This is a genomic window from Bradyrhizobium sp. 155, from assembly GCF_023101105.1.
Classification (GTDB): Bacteria; Pseudomonadota; Alphaproteobacteria; order Rhizobiales; family Xanthobacteraceae; genus Bradyrhizobium; species Bradyrhizobium canariense_D.
In genome coordinates, this window is the sequence record NZ_CP064704.1 from 6,444,292 (window position 1) to 6,465,745 (window position 21,454).

Here is a 21,454-nt window from a genome sequence, read left to right on the forward strand (position 1 = left end):
TGATCTATTCAGTGAGTTTGAGGAAGCGACCGGATTGCAAATCCAAGGTCATGCAGTGCTGGAATGAGCTGGGCGAGCGCCGTCACGGTCTGGTCGCGCCGACTAGAGTGAAGGCAGCGTTTCAACTCGTCGGGAGGGCACCCGTCGTGCAGGAGCACGATTGCTCCCGGCCGGACCGAGGCCAGCACCGCGGCAACAATCGCCTCGCCGCCAGGACGAGACCAGTCTTGCGGGTCCACTGACCAGTGCAGGGCTGCCAGTTCGGCCTTCGCCGACACGGCGAGGGCCTCCTTGGTCCAAGTCCCATACGGCGCACGCATGTGCCGCACAGAGGCTCGCGGGCAGGCCATTCCGATGACCTTGTTCGTCGTTAGGATCTCGTATTCCACCTCATCCGGCATGCATTTGGATAAATCCGGGTGCGTCATTGTGTGGTTTGCGAGTTCGTGGCCTTCTGCAATGATGCGCTGGATCAGCTCCGGCTGGCCCGCTGCATATGCACCAATCACGCAGAAAGTGGCGGGGGCCCGATGCTGCGCCAGCACATCCAGGATAGCCGGCGTGCAATGCGGGTTGGGACCATCATCAAACGTCAGATAGACACAGCGCTCTCCGCCCGAGTCGGCGCAGTCGCTCCGCGCTTCAGTCTCGTTGTCTGCAGACGTCACAGTTCTGGCCCGTTCCGTTCAATCATCTCACCGGCCGGCCATTCGCTCATTGGCCTCGCAATCGGCAGAACGAGGCCGACCACGTCCTCCACGCGCGTCGGAGGCACAGTGAGATAGATATCCGGACGAGCGGACCGGACACGGAGCCCTGGCAGAACAGTCGCTAATCCCTGTCGCCCGAGCAGCCTGGTAATATGTTTCTGCAGGGCAGATCGGACCGTGCCAAAACCGAACGGCACCCCAAGATCTCGCAATACGGGATACATCACGCGGATGGAGTGGCTGATGCCGAGCCCCTCGAGATCCGGGCGCACCCCGTACAATCCGAGTTCAGCCACAAGCAGATCGACCTCACCCACTTTTATGAAGCGGCGCAGTGCGCCGATGTGAATCGCAACACCACGATCATCGTAGCCGATTGCGCGAATCTCAGGCCTTGCGCCGGCCCAGCTTCGATGACCTTCAAAGGGCTTTGCATTGAATGCCCCGGTCGGACCATAGGTCTTCCGGAAGAAGTCGGACAACTCAATATGGTCAGCAAGTTGAAGCTCATTCTCCCAGCACAGCCTCCAACGAACTGGAGGGCGCGCCGAAGCACCTCGTGTGGATCCGGGCGCGATCATTTTCATAGAGAGTAATTCCTATTCATTATCTGGCTCCTGACGCACGCCAGCAGTTCGCTACGCTCGAAAGGCTTGCTCAAAAACTGGAGTCCAGTTTGCAGGACTCGCCTCATATCGTTTTCGAAGCTGTCTGTGAGCAGAACGGTGGGAATCGCGCGTCCGGATGCAGCCAGATGATGGAAAAGCTCAAAGCCACTCATCACGCTCGACTGCATGTCCGCGATCAAGCACGACGTGATCAAACGGCGGCCCGATTTCAAGAACTCGTCTGCGCTCTCGAAGGGTTCGGGTACGTAACCCGCCGAAAAAACCATATCTGTCAGATCTTCACGCACTGACCGATCTGCATTCACAATGGATACGACGTCGAGCGTGTGCGCAACTCGCATCAGATTCACGAAGGACGGCTTCGCTTGCATGTTCGGCACGATTTCTCCGCAGCAAGGACGCAATCGGATGCGACCAGAACACATTTGGCACCCGCAACCGAAGGGGTCCAACTGGAGGGAAATCTACGGTCAGGTTAAGCGTTCGCTCAATTCTACAGCGGTACACGGCCGGTATAGAATGGGTTGGCGAAGCCATACGATAGTTTGCTCGTCCTATACGCCCACGCACATTTGCGGATCCCCACCGTGCTAGCTCGCCGAGATAGGACTTGCGCAACACGCGCGAAACTGCGACCGCACGGTCCAGATGTCTTGATCGATCCCTGGCGCTGGGCTGAGACGCGCTACGATTTGTAACCATTCTGATAGATCTGGCATCTCGCTAAACTATCCTTTGCTATCCTCAGTCGGTACAAATGGTAAAATCGATTGTATCGATAGAACACATTCACACGGTGGATCACTCAAGATTATGCGTTTCAAGGGCCTCGATCTGAATCTCCTCGTCGCGTTCGACGCCCTGGTGACGCAAGGCAATCTCACGGCGGCGGCAAGAAGCATCAACCTCAGTCAACCTGCCATGAGTGCTGCCGTCGCGCGGCTTCGCACTTACTTTCGCGATGAGCTATTCACGATGAGGGGTAGGAAGCTTGTCCCAACGCCGCGGGCTCAAGCGCTCGCAGCCCCAATTCGCGAGGCTCTCGCTCACATTCAGCTCTCCATCATTTCTCCGGAGGGCTTCACTCCGTCTCAATCGAATCGGCGATTCAGGATCATCCTGTCCGACTTCATGACTGTCGTGTTTCTTCGAAGAATCGTGGACCGCGTCGCGCGGGAAGCTCCGACGATCAATTTCGAGTTGCTGCCGCCCTTAGAGGAACCCGATGAACTTCTCCGGCGCGGTGAAGTCGATTTTCTCATGTATCCGGAGATGTTCATGTCGAGTGCGCATCCCAAGGCGGCACTGTTCGAGGACACGTTCGTTTGCGTGGGCTGCCCCATGAACAAGCAGCTGGCGCCGCGACTTACGTTCGAGAAGTACATGTCGATCGGGCACGTGGAAGCCCGGTTCGGGGGCTCCCTGAGGCCCTCCTTTCACGAATGGCTCTTGCTCGAGCATGGTTTCAAGATACGCACCGAGGTCGCAGTGCAGGGTTTTGGTATGATTCCGCCTATGTTATTGGGCACCAACCGTATAGCGAGTATGCCCTCAAGACTGGTCAGCCATTTCGCAGACACGATGCCCCTGCGGGTCATCGAACCTCCGCTGCGACTTCTCACATTCACCGAGGCCGTCCAGTGGCCGGCCATTCATAATACTGATCCTGCAAGCATTTGGATGCGCAACATGTTCTTGCAAGAGGCATCCATGATGGTCTCTCCGTCCGAGACCAACCAATGTCACGGCCCGTTCTAGCATTGTTCGGCCGTTTGCGATCTAATCTCGGTTAACCAGATCTACGCCAGGCTCGAGGCTCCGGTCCTCGCTGGTGTTCGGATTGGCGCGTTTGAGCGTAGTTTGATCGGGTCGGCCGCGCTCTTGATCTCGCGCTGGCGTGACGATCTTGCGCTTCATACAGCTCGTTCGGCGGCGCTCCGCCTGACTTGCCTGACACGACGGCTGCATCGCACTGTTCTACATGAGCTGAGGCTCAGAGCTCGCGAAATGATCCGGCCAGTCAGATGAACGAAATCAGGCCTTGGCACTAAAATCCCTCGAATCGTACACCGCGTCAGGTTGTAGACTAAGACCTGCGATCGAGGCTGCAAACGTGGACACTGGCAGGCACCCACACCGCTCTTAACCTGCCGGTGGGCATTCTCCTTGCCGTCTACTCTCCCGGTGATCGCAGCAGCAATGCCAAAGCACCACATCGGATCGGTGGGTGCAGGTCATCCTTTCGGATCGCGACAGTGGTGTTATTCGAGAGTGTCGTGGCGCGTCGCGCGCGGGATGCCGCCGCCGTTGGTCCCGAGTTGCGGCCACTCACCGCTGACCTCGAAGAGCTACTTCGGTGCGGTAACATGATTTGCCAATCTTACCCAAAGCATCTATGTCCAGCGCTCGCACACCAAAGCGATACTGTTCGAGAATGAAAGTGAGTGAGCTTCTGGACGAGCAAGGGACTGTGCTGCGCAACACTGATCCGGCTCACGTCTGGATATGCGAGTTATTGCTGTAGGAGCTATGGCACGTCGTTGTTTCCCGGCGCGCCCGCGCGGCGCCGGGGGCGTGTTGCCCGTTTTGAGTGTGCCTCCACGTCCGACGGATATCGGAGCGATCCTTCGAGGCTCCGTCCTCAATCGCGAGTAACGCTTCGCCAACCGCGCGAGGTGCGCTCGCGTTGAGATACATGCCGGAAATGGTTTTGCGGCCCGCCTTCTCTCATTATACTGGCGCTTTGCGTCGCAGACTTTCGCCGTTGAAGAGCAGCCATCATCTTGTGGCATTCCAAAACCCGATGTTGCCATGCGCGAACAACGCCTTCGCGGCCACAAAGCCATCAACAGACTAGCAGCGCGTCGAAAACGCTGCTAGGTGCCGAGCGGGCGGCCGCGCCACCCATCTGATCAGATCAGTACTTTGTCTGGGCAGCCGTTCGTGAAGCTGTGTCTCAAGAGCAAGCGGGATGGCATGTACCTGCTTTCGCTTCGCGTGGCGATCAGACAGCAAATGGCCGCTGCTGCGCCAGCATCCAGCGGAAATTGCACAGTTTCGGTCAGGCAGTGTTGGACAAAAGGGAAGTAAACGCCGTGTTGCACAACGGCACCACACGAACGCACCTGTCACATTCTTTCGCGCACGTCGCCGCTCCGTCTTCTTTTTGCCCTACCACAGCCAAACGGCTTCCCCACGTGCAGCGAAGGTGCCGCAATGAAAGGAGCATATTGTTGGAGAAGCCGAGCGGAGTCTACGACCCGGAGGATCTCGCGAGCTTGGGAAACCTTTTTGATCGAGCAATCGGGTCTTTACCGACATGCATGCGAACCGGCGAGAATCGCGTAGCGATCGCCAGACTTGTGATGCAACGCGCAGCGAGGGACGAATTGGCGTCGCTGGCGAACTTGATGCTTGCACTTGTCTCGGCTGATTGATTAACAGCATGCGCTCAGTGCTCCTGGGGTTCGCAGCGAGAGACCATCATCTAGATCATTGAAATCACTTGATTCTCACGTGACGTCAGGTTGTAGGCTTGCAAATTGAGGACCATGACAAAAGCCACACCACGACGGCGCCGATGGCGCATTGGAGAACTTGCAGAGGCGACCGGCGTAACGGTACGCACTCTGCATCATTACGAACATACGGGGTTGTTGACGGTCGCGGAACGTACCGGTGGCGGTCACCGCATGTACGATCGTGAAAGCCTACAACGCGTCTGTCAGATACGGGCGCTACGTGAGCTGGGCTTCTCGCTTCCTGAGATCCGCAAAGCCATCGAGGGACGGTCGTCTCTCACGGACCTATTGCGCAACCATCTCGAGCGAATTGAAATTCAAGTCGCGCGGGCGACATTATTACGGGATCGATTGCGCAATATGACGACGCAAGGTGAGACAGAAGTTAGTGTCGACGAGCTACCGGCCACGTTAGATGCAATGTCGCGGATTCAGGAACGTACCCCCTCGGCCATCTGCACATGCGCCTCTAACGCTAGCCGCGAAGATCGGTGGCGCAAGATTCGGGACGAGCTACGAAGCTGCATGGATCGGGGCGAGCCGCCATGCGGTGAGCGACCAAATGCGGTCGCGCGTCAGGCCCGTTCGCTGCTGACTGAGATCGCAGGAGTTGATTCGACTGTCTCGATGATACTGAAGGTGCTGACGCGATTGACTGAACCACACAATCTCGCCGGCTGGGATGCGAGCCTCATGCGATACCTGGATCTCGCCCTCGCCGCGCTGGAGAGCCAGCTCGGAACGAGTTGACGCACCCGGCTGCCGGACTCGGTTGCTCAAATGTCTCTAACTGAATGAGCTGATGCTGATCCTTGTCTGACTGAGGATCGTTGGCCCGTAGCAATTCGCCTGCGAATGTGCGTTGTCGACACCCTGGGAACTTTCGCTCTGCCAACCTCGACGAGCACGCTTCGAAGTACTTGATCCGTACGTAGCGTCAAATTGTACCTTCTAAAAGTATCGACGCAGCGGCGGGGCGACCTACAGAGCGCCGGCTACGCCGATGGAGACTCCAATGATCTGCACCACTTTTGGAAGTTCCCGGTGAGAGCGCTGGGCGAGAACAATTCGGTGGATGACCGTCTTTGGCCATTGCCGGCGACTCCGGCACGCTCCTTTACCTCCATGCCGCACTCGACGAAGAATGCTGCAGGGGCAGCCGATGTCGCCAAGCTCAAGGCTTCAAACCAATCTGCTGCAGGTTGCAGGCTACGCTTATGCCCCAGTTCAAGCATGGGCAGGCTCGGTCAGACGGGCGGGCACCGTCGATGCCACGCGGGTCGCTGCGGCCGAACCTCGGGCTCAATCGAAAGGGCCATTGCCACGGTTCGATTCGACTCCAAGGGAGACAATGCCGCCCCTGGGTCCATCGATTACCGCTGGCCCGATAATCCGTCGAAGGGGTCGCGCAGACCTGGCCGCCCGCACCAACACCGCACGGAGCGTTGAATGATGAACCATCCTAGGCCTCGCGATTGCGCGCTGGTCACGTGCGTCGCAGTCGCCGCAGTCGCGGCATTTCTCGCCCTCGCGGCAATGCTATCACAGCTGTCGTACGCGCCCGAACGGCCGCCCGAAGAGTACGTTCCCATTCGTCTGGTACCACTGGAGTGAGCATCACTTCCACAATCGTAAGGCCGACGAACATCGGTGGCTTCTTCCACCTAGTGACACTGATGCGCACCTCGCTCTCGGGAGTGAGCTGCCATGACCTCTTTAGAAGGAACGTAGCTTGTGGCAACATGTCAGGCGTGCGCAGTCTGTCTGCGGATTACGAGTTCAAGCCACGTTAGCCGCGCTGTTCGGCCGAGTGGACGTGGCGTTTCCTCCCCTCTTGAAACAGCTATTCGCCGGGATAACGCCGTGCGCCCGCCTGATCCGCACTGATCGCTGCCGGACTTTGAGCCGGACTCTGATCCGGTGCGGCGCTTAGATCTGAGCCCGCCTGTGGCACCCACCCTCACATTCATGCACGCCTTGCGCTTCCCGGCTCCGAATACGGGGCGCGCATCAGGTAGGCTCGATGAAGGCCGTCAACTGCTCTCGTCGATGAAAGGGAGAACATCAAATTGGATACAAAACTGCAAAATATGCTTTCCTCGCTCTCGCCGGTGGCTCGCGAATTGGATGCTCTGCCGTCCGGGCGGCCTACGCGCGACAATACTTCCGTGAAACTGAATACGAATGAGAACCCATTTCCTTTGCCAGCCATCGTGATGCGAAGCGCAATTGCAGCTCTTGAGGTGCAATACCGCTATCCAGAAGATGACAATATCAGCTTGAGGCAAGCGGCCGCAGCGGCGTACGGGATTGCCACTGATCGCGTGATGGCTGGCAATGGATCGTCTGAACTCCTCAGTCTCATTTACAGAGCCTTTCTTGCCCCGGGCGACAGCATCGCAATGATGTCGCCCGGCTTCTCATTCAATCGCAAGCTTGCCATGTTGCAAGGGGCTCGGTTCATTGAAATTCCCTGGTCTGAACCCGACTGCTTGCCGATGGACGAGCTGCTTTTCGGTCCGGCTAAACATGCCAAGTTCATTCTGCTGGCCAATCCGAACAATCCGACCGGAACCTTCGTTCCGGTCGCTGAGATCGAGCGCCTCGTTACACGGTCTGACCGATTGATCGTATTGGACGAAGCTTATGTCGATTTCGCACCTGAGGACGGCCTACGCCTCATTGAGCGCCATTCGAATCTTCTGGTCCTGCGCACGCTTTCCAAGAGTCATTCCGCCGCTGGCATTCGCGTCGGCTTCGGTTTCGGCCATCCCGAGCTGATTGGGCGGCTTCGCAACATCCAGAATGTTTTTAACATGAATGTGGTCGCTCATGCCGTAGGCATGAGCGTCCTTGCGCATCGCGACGCCTACGAGGAGAACCATCGCCACGTCAGGTCTGAGCGTCAGCGCGTAGCGGCCGCCCTCTCGGAATTTGGGTTCTCCGTAACGCCTTCCCACGCGAACTTCCTCCTCGCCCGTGTGCCGGTAGGCCAGGGTGGCAGATGGTGGCAGGCGGCGTTGCAAGACCAGAGCGTCCTCGTCGCCTTCTTTCCGGATCCCGGCCTGGAAGAGTGCATTCGGGTTAGCATCGGTACAAAGCGCCAGATGGATGCGTTTCTTGCGGCTGTCGGCAGCATTCTTAAGAAAGTGGGATGCCGTGGCTAGTGAACCCTTCCACTCAGGTCACAGATCCCCGTTCGTCATCGAACAGGACCCGCACATGATGCAGCTTCGCGACCGGCCTCAGTCAGTTGTTGTCCGGTCGGCGCATTGCGAGCTGCTGAGAACGGCTTCGCAGCATATGCACGCCAGCGAGCGCTTCTTGAACCCCAAAAACCTAGCGGACTCCGGTCCTCTCTATAGGAGATAACTGAGTGAGAAACGTTCTTCCCTCAAACCTGACCTGCGGCATTTTTGATCATCTTGACGAGGATGGTCCCGATATCGCCAGGCAATACGCGGACCGCCTCGCGCTGGCGGAGGCCTACGACCGGCTCGGTTTCTATGCCTATCATCTGGCAGAGCATCATTGCACCCCCCACGGACGCGGTCCATCGCCGAACTTGTTTCTGTCAAGCGTCATACAACGCACACGGCGACTTCGCGTTGGTCCGTTGGTCATGCTGCTCAACCTCTACCACCCGTTGCGGGCATTTGAGGAGATCTGCATGTTGGATCACCTGAGCAGCGGCAGAGTCGAGGTCGGCCTTGGTCGCGGCTCCCTCCCGATCGAACTGAGCTATTTTGGGGTTGGAGCCGATGTTGCCTCTAGCCGTTACGAGGAAGCTTCCCAAATCTTCGTTAACGCGATGAATGGCGGCCCGCTCTCGTACAAAGGGCAACATTTTGCGCTGAGCGACGTTCCTTTGACGCTTTCACCTCACCAGCGTCCTTGTCCCCCGACATGGATTGCTACAAATCGGCCAGAGTCCGCGCATTGGGCGGCGGCGAATGGCGCTAATCTGGCGTGCATGGGACCCTCTTCTGCCGTTCGCAAAGTAACAGATCGCTATCGCGCTCATGGAAACGCGAAGTATGACACCAACGGTTCAGCACCATTTCTCGCATTACTCCGCATGGTCGTAATTGCCAGCTCTGAAGCAGCCGCCCGCTCCCTCGCCGCGCCAGCCTACGAAACCTGGCTCAAGAGCTTTAAGTTCTTGTACGACCTCAATGACATCCCGCCTCCATCCAACCTGCCCCTAACCTTGGATGCCGCAATTGAGAGTGAACTGTGCGTTGTCGGATCCCGCGCTTCGGTGCGCCAAACTCTTCTCGATCACGTGGAAGAGGCAGGCGCCAACTATCTCCTTTGTCAGCTCGCCTTTGGATCTCTGTCACTGGATGCCTGCCTCAACACAGCAACTGCGATTCACTCCGAGCTCATGGCGGCGGAGCACTGATGGTGAGCCGATTCCAAGCAGTTCGCCCTTGACCATGCAATAAATGGCAACACCGAGGCCCATGAGCACCGCAGCCGGATGCATTTGTCAGGCCGCTCTTATGGCTCAAGTGGCTCTTACGCGCATGAGACCCTTTCGACTACATCACCAAGGTGTAGTCTCGACGGCAATAAATGCCGCGTCTCCCATTTTGCATGTGTTGATATTGCCCGCGCAGTGGTTTGCTTGGCCAGGTGAGTTGGCTCACGCTCATCCCGCTTTGGCGCACCAGTTCGTCGATCGCATTTCACACGAATCCAAGATGTGGCTTATCGCACGGGCGGGCCTGTCGTGACGCGGTCCCCGCAGCGCTTCGACCAGATGGACGAGATCGCGCGTAAGCTCGAGATCGTGCTGGCGGAGTTGGCTTCGCTGCGCATTCTGCTGGCTGCGCACGGAATTAGCACCCCTCCGCCTCTGCATGAGGACTACCTCACTGTTCAGCGATACGCAGCGATGAACCACATAAGCCCCGAAGGGGTGCTCTCTCGGATCCGCCGCGGCAAGCTGCGCGCGGAGAAGCGCGGTGGCCGCTGGTGGGTGAAATGCACGGTTTGCACAGCATAGCCGTGCAGTGGCGAGGACAGTTATGGTAGCCGAAACGAACCAATCCGAGATACGGAATCCAGCACGTGAAAATGATCTGCGCGTTTAAGTTGCCGCCCTTTCTGCGCTCGACCCGATGACCAATGGAGAATCAAGAGATGATCGAGGTCAACGTGGCGCACGACCAACACACCGTCGCGGGATCGGTAGGCTCGATGTCGATGCACCCAGGCAATCACAAAACGCGCGCGTGGCAGAAGTCCAACTCCGATGCCGCTGCATGTATTGTGGCAAATGGGAAGCGGCGCATACCCTCCGTTTTGCACGTGAGCCACCGCACGCTACCGAGTTACGGCTTGGAGCGCAGGAAAGAGAAGTGCCTTGCTCGCAAATCGCACCTTGCGAGTTCCGCTGAGCATATCTTGAACGTCCGTCTCACGCGGGCTGGGGTGTAGCAGCCGACATGTATCCCAGTCATTCGCCTGTTCAGGGTCGCCTCGCGCGCCGGTGCGAGACGCGGACAGGTCTAATTTCGCTGGGATAGTCCGAGATTCAGGCTGGAGAAGGAGTTGCCAATGATGTCACCAAGGCTAATGTCAGTTCTCGGGTCGACGGTAGCAGTCGAGCGTATATTTTGGAAATTTCGAGAATTGATTGATGGCGATAGCGCGATCTCACCTGAAGTTCGAGAGACGCTTCATGTAATCCTAGATGCAAAGCTTCTTTCCGCAAAAGATAAGATTATGAGCGACGCGCGCGCTGCGATTGACGCAACTCCTGATTTGCCGCAGGCGGCCCGCGATCGAGCATACCGGTCGCTCGACTTTGCAATGAAGATGTTCATGACCAGTGAACCGCGCCGCGCTGAGGATCCCTTTAACGAAGTTGGTATCTGCAGCGCTCATCCCAAGACGCGTTGATGCAGGACCCGCTCCAGCGATCGGCGCCTCACTGCCGCCGTACGACCCGGTCAAGACCGGTGCTTTGCCCAGCGTGGATGTCGTCGTGCCCTGCTTCAACGAGGGACCGGCGTGCGCTTGCCGCCTGCCTGAGGTCTCTCGCAAGCCAGGGCTTCCGGCAGTTCTGCTCCGCCGCCGCTCCGAGTTCCCGCACGCCGTGGTTCCTAATGCGGCATTCGGCCTTGCTCAAGCAAGGAACTGCCGATCTGCCACAAGAGGGCGAACGCCAGGCGCCGTCAGTTCGTCGAGCACAAAATCGGGAGGCGGCGTGGAGGGCACGCGCGTGCAGTCAGTCCCAACAGCGCGGTGCAAGGTACGACTGCTGGCCGATTTGACCCGAGACACTGACGGTGACGACGGCGAGCCGGCCGTTCACGGATGATCGGATCGGCAGCCGTGTATTCGCGACCGGCCCTGGACCTTGCAACGTACGTTTGTGTGATCTTAGCATGCGCGGAAGCCATTGCCGGACCGAATTCTAACAAGCGCTAGTGCACACCATCGACAAGGAGCACCTTTCACTCTCCTGCGGCATCTACGCCGGTTCAATGCCCGTGTCCATCTGCACTGGGCCAGAAGGCTGATCCAGAGCCACCGCACGACTTCGAATTTCATCTCGCGCAGGATCAGCGCCGCATTGACCGCCGAATTGAAATCTCTCAACTCGCCTACCTAAACCGAGAGGTTTCCAAGGTTAGGCTCTCCTCCTAGAACTCGATCCGCGATAGTCACTACAGCGGATGCATCATGAAACCTGACGAGCGCCTCGCCGAGGTCCTGGAGAATAGCGCGTGTTTTGATCATGAGGCATCGGAGGTGTGGGCGCAGTGCCTCTCACCCACTGAGCGGCTGGCGTATATTCGAAAGCATCGCTCTCACTTCCGGTTCGCAGATTACGATGACGTGATATCTGTTATACGGGGTCGGCGCTTCACCGGTTGCTCATCGCAGCTCCTTCGGTGGCGTCACAGGATAAGAGCAAGGGCGTTGCAAGGCGCTTTGCTCTTTTCGGTTGCGGTGTGGCTGGGCCTCGTGTGGGTTGCGGTGCGCTTCATCCGCTGAGATCAGCAGCTCGCTTTTCGCCGACGCCACGCAATCTGGTTCGCACGCGAAAGAGCATTGCGAAGCGTGATCCGCAACGCCGCAACCTGACGCAGGGTTCGGTTCAAGCATTCCTTTCCGACGAAATGTTGCGGTGCAGCTACAGCTATCCGTGCGGATGTTGTTAAGACGCGCGAGGCTCGGGGCACTCAAGACATGAGAGTAGAAATGAAGAACTTGTTGCTCGCGACTGCAAGCATTGTGGCGCTCGGCGCGATTGCGCCCGCATTCGGCGCGGATCTGGCTGCGCAGCCCGTCCAGCCTCTCTATGGCAAAGCTCCGCAGCTTGTTGCGGCTATGATCTATGACTGGAGCGGCTACTACGTCGGCTTGAACGGCGGCTTGGGCTCAAGCGCGAATTGCTGGGACTTCAATGGCGGCACACCTGAGGGCTGCCATGATGCGACCGGCGGTACTGTGGGTGGCCAGATCGGGTATCGAAGGCAGACGGGCCAGATCGTGCTTGGTGTTGAAGGCCAGGGGAACTGGGCTGGTTTGACCGGCTCGAATGACAGCGTCGCGTTTGCGGATATCAACCAGACCAAGATTGATGCGTTCGGCCTGATAACAGGGCAGATCGGTTATGCCGTAGACAACGTATTATTTTACGCCAAAGGTGGTGCCGCAGTGACGAGCAATACCTATCAGATTAGCTCGACCCTCACGGGCGCGCAGCTTGGGAAGAGCGACCACATTCTTTGGGGTGGTGCGCTGGGAGCTGGGATTGAGTACGGTTTCGCGCCGAGCTGGTCGGTCAGCCTCGAGTACGACCACCTATTCATGCAGCCCGGAGCGGTGCACTTCGCCGCGCCCGCAGGCGGAACCGATCGCGTCCGCCAGGATTTCGATCTTCTGACTGCCCGGCTCAATTATAAGTTCGGCGGCCCGTTTCTTCTGAAATATTGATCAGCAGTACGAACGAAGAATCGGAAGCCCCGGCCCATGGCCGGGGCTTGTTTTTGCAAGGGCAGGCTTGCTGCATCAAGCAATACCGTTATCCCAGGCGACTAGCTTGCCGCAATCCAGGCCCAAAAACCGCTCCCGTATTGATGGGTATCGGCATCCACAACCAAGCACGCTTGCGAAGATCACTGTGATCGCACGCGCGTCATCGATGCGCCGAATGGTCTACCGTCATGGCCAGTCCACGTCGGATTTAGGCGATCGTACGAACCTCTCCCGCCTCGAAAACTCGACCAACCCTCGGCGGGATACGCATCTATGCCCCCGAAGACGACGAGACGACAGGCGTGTCAGCTATTCGCGGCGACAGCATCTTCTGCACCTTGGGCTGAACGTGTCCTCGCTGTCATGTTGCCACGCTGGTCAGATCGATCGCTCGTGACTTCGACATAGGTCGGTACGGGGCAGCGGCGCCGAAACGTCAGATTAGACCGGGGCGAATCGCCTTGGCAAGGCAATGGGTACGGCTGTTCGTCTCTAGCTTTCGCATCGCGGTTCTTCAGGTGAAAGTTCACCGTATTCTCGCTGACTCTCAGGATGACTCCGATTTCCTAGGATGATTTCCCCTCTTCCACCCAGCGGAGGCAATCCTTTTCTCGTTCGGATAGGGCCACTTTCATATGGCATTTGCCCTCCGATGAGGGCGCGATTTTTGTAAATGCATGATGAAACTGCCAAGCCAATGCGTTGAGACGACTGAGGCGATACTGAGGGTCGACATCGTCGAACCTGGATGCAAAGGATACGACGCATAGCCGTCCAAATGGTCCGAACAGTGGTACGGTTACGCCGTGCTTCAGACCCGCCTCTTTGGCCTCGTTCAACACACGCACTTCGCCGGGTTGCAATCGATCTTGTGAGCGAGTTGATCCCATAGAAACGGTGACGACTGCATCGTCGTACCGAACCACAGGATCGATGGCATTGTATCGGCGTTCAGCATAGCGCTCGCGCCACGCGGAAGGAAAGCTCACCGTCACGGCGGTTGGCAGATACTCTGGCCGGCGGGTCGGCTCCGCGTCCGTCAGCGCCCCGTAAGCGACTTGACTGAAGCCCTGTTCGCTCGAGCAGCTCACAAGCAGATCGAACAACACCTCGGGAGATCGACTCTGTTTTGCGCATTCGATGAAGCAAAATAGGTCCATTTGGTGCCTCCCGCCACCGACTTAGGCAATCCGGTGCTGCGTCTTTTGAGTGGATCGATTTGGGCAGGGCCCTGCGCCACTTCGGCCTCATCTTGCTTCGAAGTGCTCGACCGAACGCGACAGTCATACTTCTCGTCACGAGCTGCAATCGAGTTGGCTGAGATCGGGTAGCTGCTCGATAGAGAACATTGTGCATGCGCCTCTTCCGGAGGAGGCGGACCTGAAGCGTCCAGCAAATGTCGTCCCAGCTGAGGCGGCAGGAGCACTGCCGCAAGCAGGAGTGTTGGAGAACTGGGCGCCACGTTCACTGCTACAATTCGGACATTCGTCGCAAGAGAGACAACCTTGTTGGTGCTAGCTGAAGAATGTATGTCGCATCGGCAAGTACGCGAAGGATCGTTTACGCCTTGGGTCAGCCTCCGCGCCTCTGCTCCGGGGGCCAGCCGAGCTAGTAGACCCGGCGCCCGCGTCATAGGGCCCAGAGGCAATTAGTCGCAGAAATGGCATGCATCCGCTGCGATATACCCGTTTGCGGTCGCGCCGTAACCGAACGGAAAGCCGGAGATTCCCGGTGGCGCGGTCGCCTATTGCCAAGCGCTCGTGTTGAAAAGCACCCGGACATGTTTGGGCAAGCGAATCATCCGAATACGGCAATGGCCTGCGGCTTAAATGAGATCCAACCGACCGCACACATGGGCGTTGTGCTCACGCACATTGACAGACAGAAGCCGTACGCATGGTTGCGATAGCGCCCCCAAGCGTCGCTCTTATCGGCCTCCTCGCACCATCAATACTGCCCTTGAAATCACCCGTCTCTGCTCTCATCCTGGTAAGCAGCGTCGCTCACGGAGTGTTCGCAGGCGGCTTGCAGCGCCTGATGCATGTCCGCAATGAGATCACTCGGCCTCTCGATGCCGGCGTGAATACGAATCAACGGTCCATCAAATGAAACCTTAGCTTCCGTTCGTGGAGGATCATCGACAGGCAGCGCAAGGCTTTCGTACCCACCCCACGACAATCCGATTCCAAAAAGGCGCAGTTTCTGGAAGAAAACCGAAAGCTGGGCCTTGGGCATAGCCTTCAGAACGACGCCGAACAGGCCACTTGCACCCAAGAAATCCCGCTTCCAAATATTGTGGCCGGGATCGTTTGGGAGCGCAGGGTGTAGAACCCGGCCCACTGCCGGGTGGTCTTCCAGGCTTTGAGCCAGCTTGATGCCATTTTCGCAATGCTGCCTCATGCGAACGGCTAGTGTCCGCAGTCCACGAAGAGCTAAATAGATGTCATCTGGCCCAGCGATCTCCCCGAAATGATGAGCGCTTGGCTGCAGGAGCGGCCACGCTTCCTTGTTAGCAGTAGCAATGCCCAGAAGGGCGTCGGAATGACCAACGATATACTTGGTCGCGGCATGGATCGAAATGTCGACGCCATGGAGAAAGGGTTTGAAATAGAGCGGCGTCGCCCAAGTGTTGTCCATGAGCACGAGCGCACCCGAATGATGCGCGATCGCGCACAGCGCGGGAAGATCCTGTACCTCAAACGTCAGTGACCCCGGGGACTCCAGGTACACAGCTCGCGTTTTTGCTCCAATCTTCGCGAGTAGATCCGAAGGTTGTGTGGGATGGAAGTACTCCACTTTGACCTTAAATCTAGTTAGAACCTCGTTCGCGAATATCCTGACCGGTTCATAGACGTTATCGCAGATCAAAACATGATCCCCGGCCTTCAGGATCCCGAGAAGCGCGTGGGAGCACGCAGAGAGCCCCGAAGGGAACAAGATCGAACGATACCCGCCTTCCAGTTCACAAATGGCAGCCTCGAGAGCGCGAGACAGCGGTGAGCCGAATCGTCCGTAGTTCGTCACTGGATTCTGCTTGCGCCTATCCCACTCTTCGAGGCTTTCCGAAACGATCGTGGAACCTCGATAGACAGGCACATTGACCATCCCGGCGTGTTCAGCCGGCGCGCGACCGAGATGAGACAATTTCGTGTTGGGCTCTGGCAAGCCTTTACCCGAAGGGATCCGATCCATACTTCTCCTATCTGGGATCGCGCCGCTTAATGCGCAGCGAATGCCCACAACGTGCAACTCGTCTCCGGCGCGACCACTCGAGAACTCTGCATCGACGCCCTCTTCGTCATCATATCCCAACGTTAGAGCAGCTCTCCTCCCGCACCGAAAGCGCGGTCAACCGCACAGCGAGACCGTGCCGGACCGCGCTCCTGAAAGTCGGAGGTCAGCTTCATGCAGATCTACAGTGGGTCCATCACTACAGCAAAGGTTGGGCCAGACGCGCGGGGTGCGGGCTGCAGGCGGATTAACCAGGACTGATCGAATGACTCGGCACCAGGCGACTTTCTTGTCGGACAAAAGACGCTGCATGTGGGCTCCTCGCCAAATCGGTTAAATCGGGACGATCTTGATGTGGGTTGACAATTGCACTTGTTATGAACTCGCGCGTTGGCGTTGTTTTTGCAGCCGCTTGGCTGGATCGCGCCGCTTGGCCGCATCGGCGTGGTAGGTCGAGGGGGCGCATCGGCAGGACCTTGCAGATCGGCTCACCCCCATGCGCCCACGATGGATCATCAAGAGGCGATCATGGCTTGGACCCGCGGTCGAGCTCCGCCATCGCAAAATAGGCGCTTGCGTTCCGTAGGATTTCGTTAGCCTGCCGGAGCTCGCGGTTCTCCCGTCGGGGCCTTCAGCTTCTCGGCCATCTCAGTCGGAACGCCGGTCCGCTGCCCGCTGTCGATCTCGCCTTCTTGACCCAGTCACGAAGCGTTTGCGGTGTGCCGCCGATCTTTGCCGCAACCGATCTCACCGCCGCCCGGCGCGAAGGATGCTCGCCGGAGAGATCCAGAACCATCCGAACCGCTCGGGTTCGGACCTCGGGTGACAATTGTCCGTCGTCTTGCTCGTGATGGCTCCATCCTCTCAGGAGTTGGAGCGTCCGACAAACCCGGGCGGTTCAAACCGATACCTGACTGAATCGAGAGCTGGACCTTAACACCACTTGAATCGTACCTAGCGTCAAGTTGTACTAACTACCGGTTCGATTCTCCGAACCCGAGACACATTCCGGCCTCAAGGTGCAGGCGCGGGACATTGAGGATCTGCGAGGCGTGCTTGAGATGATGGTGGCAGCTCTTATTGTCCTTTCGATTGTCGCCGCCGGTGGGGCTGGCTACGGCGTCCGTACTCGGCGCTTTCGCATCCGACGAGAGCGCGCGCGGCTGCATATGCCTACGGCCCACTCCGCAGAGAGTTGCAGCAGTCATCCGTCGTCGCGCAACTCGCTCGAGCAACCCGCGTGCTGGCAACCAGAAGCAGATCTTGCGGACCAGAAGCGCTCGACAATAGCCCGCGAGGGCTAAACAAATTCACACGGGCTCACCTCTCACCTGCAGAATTCGCTGCCGGCACCCTCGGCAAGGTGCAGCTGATGCGCGAGTTCTTACGTTGTGCTGCGGCGTGTCGCGGCTCCAGAACGACGACAGATGCTTTGTCTGGCGGGGACGTCCGAACGGAGCGGCGTGCCGCAGGCAGCACGCGTTTCGACGCGCTAAGTTCAAAACAATTTGAAACGCAAGTGAGTCAGATGATACCGCGAAGAAGAACCCCAATCCCAGATCGTATGATGGCTGGAGCCACGCGTGGCTCGTCGATTATGCGCGGTGCAAGGCTTGTTCCCCGATCCTTGCGCTGTACGATCATCGATCCGCTTTCGGAGGCCTTAACATTCGGGCTCATCAGCCTCATAGTGTTAATGATCGTGGCAAACCCCGTTTTTCAGAAAACAGGTGATCAGGATTGGAGCCAGGGCGACGATCCCACCCTCTGTCTGCCGGAATGTCGCACGGGTCTGACCAGCGCTTGCGCGACCTACAGCTCGATTTCAGTGAAGGAGCTTCCGGACGTCCTAGTCAAGGCGACATTGGCAACTGGGGATCGCCGCTTCTATAGCCATTTCGGCATTGACCTTACCGCGATCGCGCTCTCATTGCATGCCGCCCCGGGCACAAAGGCTGTGCGATCGTCCATTACCCAGCAGGTTGCGAGAATTCTATTCCCCTCAGATCAACCAAATTTGGAGGTCAGGATTCAGGAGGCGCTTGTCGCAATTTGGCTCGAATGGCGGCTCAGCAAGGATGAAATCCTGAAGATCTACCTAAACCGTGTGCAGATCGGAGGCGGCATCTTCGGCGTCAGTAAAGCTGCGCAGAGTTATTTCCAGAAGCAGGTTCAGGATATCGAACTTGGCGAAGCAGCCTTGCTTGCCGGCCTGATAAATGCGCCACTAGATCTATCTTCGCATGTTGCTCTTCCGAATGCGCGTGAGCGTGCAAACCTGGTTCTGGACACCCTCCTCGAGACCGGGCTCATCACCAATGATCAGCTGTTCGCGGCAAAGCAACATCCGGCACGCCTGATCTTCATGGATCAGGACGTATCGCCGAATTGAAGCGATCGAGGTGAGCGTGATCTCGCGGAAGATGATTGCCACTGCTGCCAACGAGTGGAGGGTAGCACAGCTGATTGATTGGCTATGAAGCCTGCTCCGTGTTGACGGCTGCGGCCAGCATTGCCTCGCCCATCACATTGTTCCCTGTGCCTTTAGGGCATAGCCGGCGCCGACAATATCTCGGACCTCTTTGTTCTGGCTGAGCTTCGACTTGCCTATGAGGCGTGTGACCTCGATCTCGACGCCGACGATCATCTTGAGCATCTCGCCGATGTAGTCCTTGGGGCTGTCGGTCATGTTCCAAGGATCGGCCTGTTTCGCCTCATGAATGGGCGTCAGGCGCGCGACCATGCCGCGGACATACGCTCATCATCGCGGATCATGACACGTCCGTACACATGCGCAACCATGTAGTTCCAGGACGGGACCTGCTTCTTGGACTCGACCTTGCTCGGATACCAGTTTGGCGCGATGTAGGCATCCGCGGCGCGGAAATCGATCAGAACCTCATCGCCGGTGGCGAGATCCTGACAAATAGGGCTCGTACGAGCGACATGCGAATGAAGCACGCCCTGCTGACCTTCGTGCGCATGCAGCTCGAAGGGAATATGATTCGCGTCAAAACCCACTCTTCCCGTTGGTAAAGAGGATGCCGAGCGGATTTTTTTCAATGAGATGGTGAAGTACCTCGGTGCGAGCCTCAACGAAGTGCGGAGGGACGTACATGATAACTCCTTTGGCATTGTGGGACGCCGTGCACCATAGGGTCGCGCAGCATCAACGGTTTGGTTCAGACCTCGGTCATCTCGAATTCACTTTTGCCAGCACGCCAGTCGGGGCAGATCCAATCTGCGGGCACGTCCTCCCAGCGGGCGCCGGGCGGAATGCCCTCTTCAGGCCATCCGTCTCGCTCGTTGTAAATGAGCCCGCACAACGCACACATCGAGGTCTTATAGAGAGGCGCGTCGGACGCGATCTCGGTGTTCACGTGAGCACTTTCGTTGCTCATGACAGCTTCCATATTCGTCGGGCAGGGTTCATGAGGTCGACTTAGGGCGAGTCTGGCCTATCCAACTTGTAACTGCATTTTTGCTGGTGCGATCGCGATGGGATAGATCAGGCCGGGGTAGATGTTGCCGGTTGCCGGTGTAGCTGACGAGCGAGAGGCTGATCAGCGGAACGAAGCCGCCGAGTATGCCAGTGCCGATGGGATACGGAAGCGACAGCGAGGTATATCGCAGCCGCGCCGGAAAGAGCTCGACGAGAAACGCGGCATTCGGCCCATACACCAGCACTACCAAGACGAGTTGCGCCAGGATTAGCGCGGTGACGGCCACGTAGTTGTGCGCAGCCGTGGCGCTTGCAACGCCCATGTAGATGTGAATGTAGAGCGCGGCGGCGAGCAGAAGTCCGGTGACGATCAGCGGACGACGTCCAATGCCGTCTGACAAGGCCCCGCTCACGACCACCAGGGGCGTACCGATGGCTAGGGCAATGGCGACGCAGACATTCGCCGTCAGGAAATCCACCTTGAGAACGCTCTGCAGGAAATACAGCGCGTAGAATTGCCCGGTGTACCACACGCATCCCAGACCCGCCGTCGCGCCGAAGAGAGCATACAGCGCATAACCAAATCCTTGTCTCGTGCCGAAACTTTCGCGAACCGGCGCGCGCGAGACCTTGCCGGCCTGGCGCATCTGCTCGAAAACCGGCGACTCGCTCAGCTTGAGACGAAGATTGATCGAAAACACGACGAGAAGTGCGGACAGCAAGAACGGGATACGCCACCCCCAAGCACGGAAACCTTCCTCCCCGAGCGTTAGCCGACACGCCAGCACGACCAGAATTGCAACGAAGATGCCATCGCTTGGTAAGAAGAAGTGCCTCGATGGACCTTCAGAAATTCTCGATCAGAAAATCAAAGATCTGCCTGCAGGCCCCTATAAAATCGGCCTAAAGGCGGTGATGGCGCATATTGATGTCGCCATCAAGCACTACAAGCGAGGACAATCCGAGCCAGACCAAACACTATTCACCGATGTTGTCTTTCGCTGCAATCAAGCTTTTGAGGGTTAAGGAAGCTTACCGAGTGCTCGCTGGCAAGGACCCGTCGCGTATCGCGCCCCACAAAATCGAGGAGTTCCTCGGTCAGGCTGATCTACTTCGAAAGAAAGTGTTGGATCAATTTACGCGTTACCGGACCGAATGGCGCAACCCATTCCACGCACGACTACGCTCTCGATTTCGACGAGGACGAAGGCCTGATGACAATCGTATCTGTCACGGTCTTCGCCATCGTTCTTTGCGATCAGATCGACGGGAAACTTCCTTTTGACACTGCGGCGGACCCACGAGCGCCTGCCGCCACCCCGACGACCCGGCAGGCACACCGCTGCTTGACTTAGTTACGAGCGCCTTCTCAGATTTGCTCAAGGACATACAGATGACCCTTTGGTTTCTCGCGATCAATTGAGACCGCATTATCTTCGTACGGTGGGCACTATTGCGGGCTATCTCGTCAGTGCGCTGCGCGGCGTGCCAGGTGTTAGGGTCAAACAGAGCCAACTGTTCTCTGATAGAGAGGCTGATATCGTCGTCGAGCGATCAACGGGAGTGAGCTCTACGGAGAAGGTAATCGTTGAGTTGAAGGTTGCCTCCTCAGGGAAGTCCCTACCGAGGCGCTTCCTTCGACGTAGCGCGGTCGAAAAAGCCGCTTACTTCTTGCACCTGCCCGACGTGACGGGAGCCGTCGTATTTCTATATTCCGGCAGCAATAAAACGTATGAGATTGCCGATACAACGGAGGCGCCGATAGAGAAGATGCGAATAGTCGGCGCGGCTTCGGATACAAAGTTAGTGAGCCCAAGAGATTAGAAGTGCACCGTCTGTTTGGCATGGGCCTCGGGCTTCTCGTTGGCATAAATGCGGTGCTCTTCACGGCTATGATTTTCTCGGAATGCCGGCTCACAGCCG

At 57.8% G+C, this 21,454-nt stretch carries 17 protein-coding genes, 1 pseudogene and 1 other annotated feature; of the genes and pseudogenes, 9 read left to right on the forward strand and 9 right to left on the reverse strand.

Annotated features, from left to right (window positions below; genetic code table 11):
• Positions 1–8 precede the first annotated feature (8 nt).
• From nodB to IVA93_RS30880, 3 genes are read right to left on the reverse strand one after another with little or no spacing between them, the layout of a single operon-like run.
• Positions 9–668 carry a chitooligosaccharide deacetylase NodB gene (gene nodB, locus IVA93_RS30870; RefSeq protein WP_247363790.1) on the reverse strand — a complete coding sequence of 220 codons (660 nt, stop codon included), beginning with the start codon at positions 666–668 and terminating at the stop codon, positions 9–11.
• Entirely contained in the window at positions 665–1,297 is a 633-nt protein-coding gene (locus IVA93_RS30875) for a NodA family N-acyltransferase (RefSeq protein WP_018455474.1), read from the reverse strand. Before IVA93_RS30875 ends, nodB begins: the two co-directional genes overlap by 4 nt.
• Positions 1,294–1,710 carry a response regulator transcription factor gene (locus IVA93_RS30880; RefSeq protein ID WP_247289263.1) on the reverse strand — a complete coding sequence of 139 codons (417 nt, stop codon included), beginning with the start codon at positions 1,708–1,710 and terminating at the stop codon, positions 1,294–1,296. Before IVA93_RS30880 ends, IVA93_RS30875 begins: the two co-directional genes overlap by 4 nt.
• Positions 1,711–2,152: 442 nt before the next feature.
• Here IVA93_RS30880 and IVA93_RS30885 point away from each other — a divergent pair, with 442 nt between their 5' ends.
• The 7 genes from IVA93_RS30885 to IVA93_RS30915 all read left to right on the forward strand — a co-directional run bounded on the left by IVA93_RS30885 (position 2,153) and on the right by IVA93_RS30915 (position 12,816).
• Positions 2,153–3,097, forward strand: coding sequence for a LysR family transcriptional regulator (locus tag IVA93_RS30885; protein ID WP_018455472.1), 945 nt, complete (start codon positions 2,153–2,155; stop codon positions 3,095–3,097).
• Positions 3,098–4,890: 1,793 nt separating this feature from the next.
• Positions 4,891–5,610 carry a MerR family transcriptional regulator gene (locus tag IVA93_RS30890; protein WP_026232958.1) on the forward strand — a complete coding sequence of 240 codons (720 nt, stop codon included), beginning with the start codon at positions 4,891–4,893 and terminating at the stop codon, positions 5,608–5,610.
• A gap of 1,340 nt (positions 5,611–6,950) precedes the next feature.
• Positions 6,951–8,027, forward strand: coding sequence for a histidinol-phosphate transaminase (gene hisC, locus IVA93_RS30895; RefSeq protein ID WP_198293360.1), 1,077 nt, complete (start codon positions 6,951–6,953; stop codon positions 8,025–8,027).
• 209 nt (positions 8,028–8,236) lie between these two features.
• A complete protein-coding gene (locus tag IVA93_RS30900) occupies positions 8,237–9,265 on the forward strand; it encodes an LLM class flavin-dependent oxidoreductase (protein ID WP_039799450.1) in 1,029 nt (342 codons plus the stop codon).
• 330 nt (positions 9,266–9,595) lie between these two features.
• Positions 9,596–9,871, forward strand: coding sequence for a hypothetical protein (locus IVA93_RS30905; protein ID WP_026232955.1), 276 nt, complete (start codon positions 9,596–9,598; stop codon positions 9,869–9,871).
• A gap of 554 nt (positions 9,872–10,425) precedes the next feature.
• Positions 10,426–10,770: a hypothetical protein gene (locus IVA93_RS30910; RefSeq protein WP_247289248.1), complete on the forward strand. Its 345-nt coding sequence runs from the start codon at positions 10,426–10,428 to the stop codon at positions 10,768–10,770.
• Positions 10,771–12,078: 1,308 nt separating this feature from the next.
• Complete coding sequence (locus tag IVA93_RS30915) at positions 12,079–12,816, forward strand: outer membrane protein (protein WP_018455462.1); 738 nt, start codon at positions 12,079–12,081, stop codon at positions 12,814–12,816.
• A gap of 608 nt (positions 12,817–13,424) precedes the next feature.
• Here IVA93_RS30915 and IVA93_RS30920 read toward each other — a convergent pair.
• Positions 13,425–14,018 carry an autoinducer binding domain-containing protein gene (locus tag IVA93_RS30920; RefSeq protein ID WP_247789319.1) on the reverse strand — a complete coding sequence of 198 codons (594 nt, stop codon included), beginning with the start codon at positions 14,016–14,018 and terminating at the stop codon, positions 13,425–13,427.
• A gap of 805 nt (positions 14,019–14,823) precedes the next feature.
• On the reverse strand, positions 14,824–16,170 hold the full coding sequence (gene metC, locus IVA93_RS30925; RefSeq protein WP_247289243.1) for a cystathionine beta-lyase: 1,347 nt from the start codon (positions 16,168–16,170) through the stop codon (positions 14,824–14,826).
• A gap of 375 nt (positions 16,171–16,545) precedes the next feature.
• Positions 16,546–16,661: a sequence feature (AL1L pseudoknot), on the reverse strand.
• Between the two features lie 995 nt (positions 16,662–17,656).
• On the opposite strand from metC, the gene IVA93_RS30935 reads away from it, so the two are divergent.
• Positions 17,657–18,481, forward strand: coding sequence for a transglycosylase domain-containing protein (locus IVA93_RS30935; RefSeq protein ID WP_247563817.1), 825 nt, complete (start codon positions 17,657–17,659; stop codon positions 18,479–18,481).
• 132 nt (positions 18,482–18,613) lie between these two features.
• Here the strand turns inward: IVA93_RS30935 and IVA93_RS41020 are convergent.
• The 4 genes and pseudogenes from IVA93_RS41020 to IVA93_RS30950 all read right to left on the reverse strand — a co-directional run bounded on the left by IVA93_RS41020 (position 18,614) and on the right by IVA93_RS30950 (position 20,253).
• A pseudogene (locus tag IVA93_RS41020) lies at positions 18,614–19,110 on the reverse strand (FMN-binding negative transcriptional regulator).
• The gene (locus tag IVA93_RS41025) at positions 19,100–19,207 is read right to left on the reverse strand and encodes an FMN-binding negative transcriptional regulator (protein ID WP_346771676.1); all 108 of its coding nucleotides are present in this window, start codon (positions 19,205–19,207) and stop codon (positions 19,100–19,102) included. Before IVA93_RS41025 ends, IVA93_RS41020 begins: the two are co-directional and overlap by 11 nt.
• A gap of 64 nt (positions 19,208–19,271) precedes the next feature.
• Positions 19,272–19,490, reverse strand: a complete 219-nt coding sequence (locus IVA93_RS30945) for a rubredoxin (RefSeq protein WP_524536844.1) — start codon at positions 19,488–19,490, stop codon at positions 19,272–19,274.
• A gap of 28 nt (positions 19,491–19,518) precedes the next feature.
• Positions 19,519–20,253, reverse strand: a complete 735-nt coding sequence (locus tag IVA93_RS30950; protein ID WP_247789320.1) for an MFS transporter — start codon at positions 20,251–20,253, stop codon at positions 19,519–19,521.
• 85 nt (positions 20,254–20,338) lie between these two features.
• Between IVA93_RS30950 and IVA93_RS30955 the strand changes: the two genes are divergently transcribed.
• Positions 20,339–20,557 (forward strand): hypothetical protein, encoded by a 219-nt coding sequence (locus IVA93_RS30955; RefSeq protein ID WP_247789322.1) that lies wholly within the window; start codon positions 20,339–20,341, stop codon positions 20,555–20,557.
• Positions 20,558–21,454: the final 897 nt, after the last annotated feature.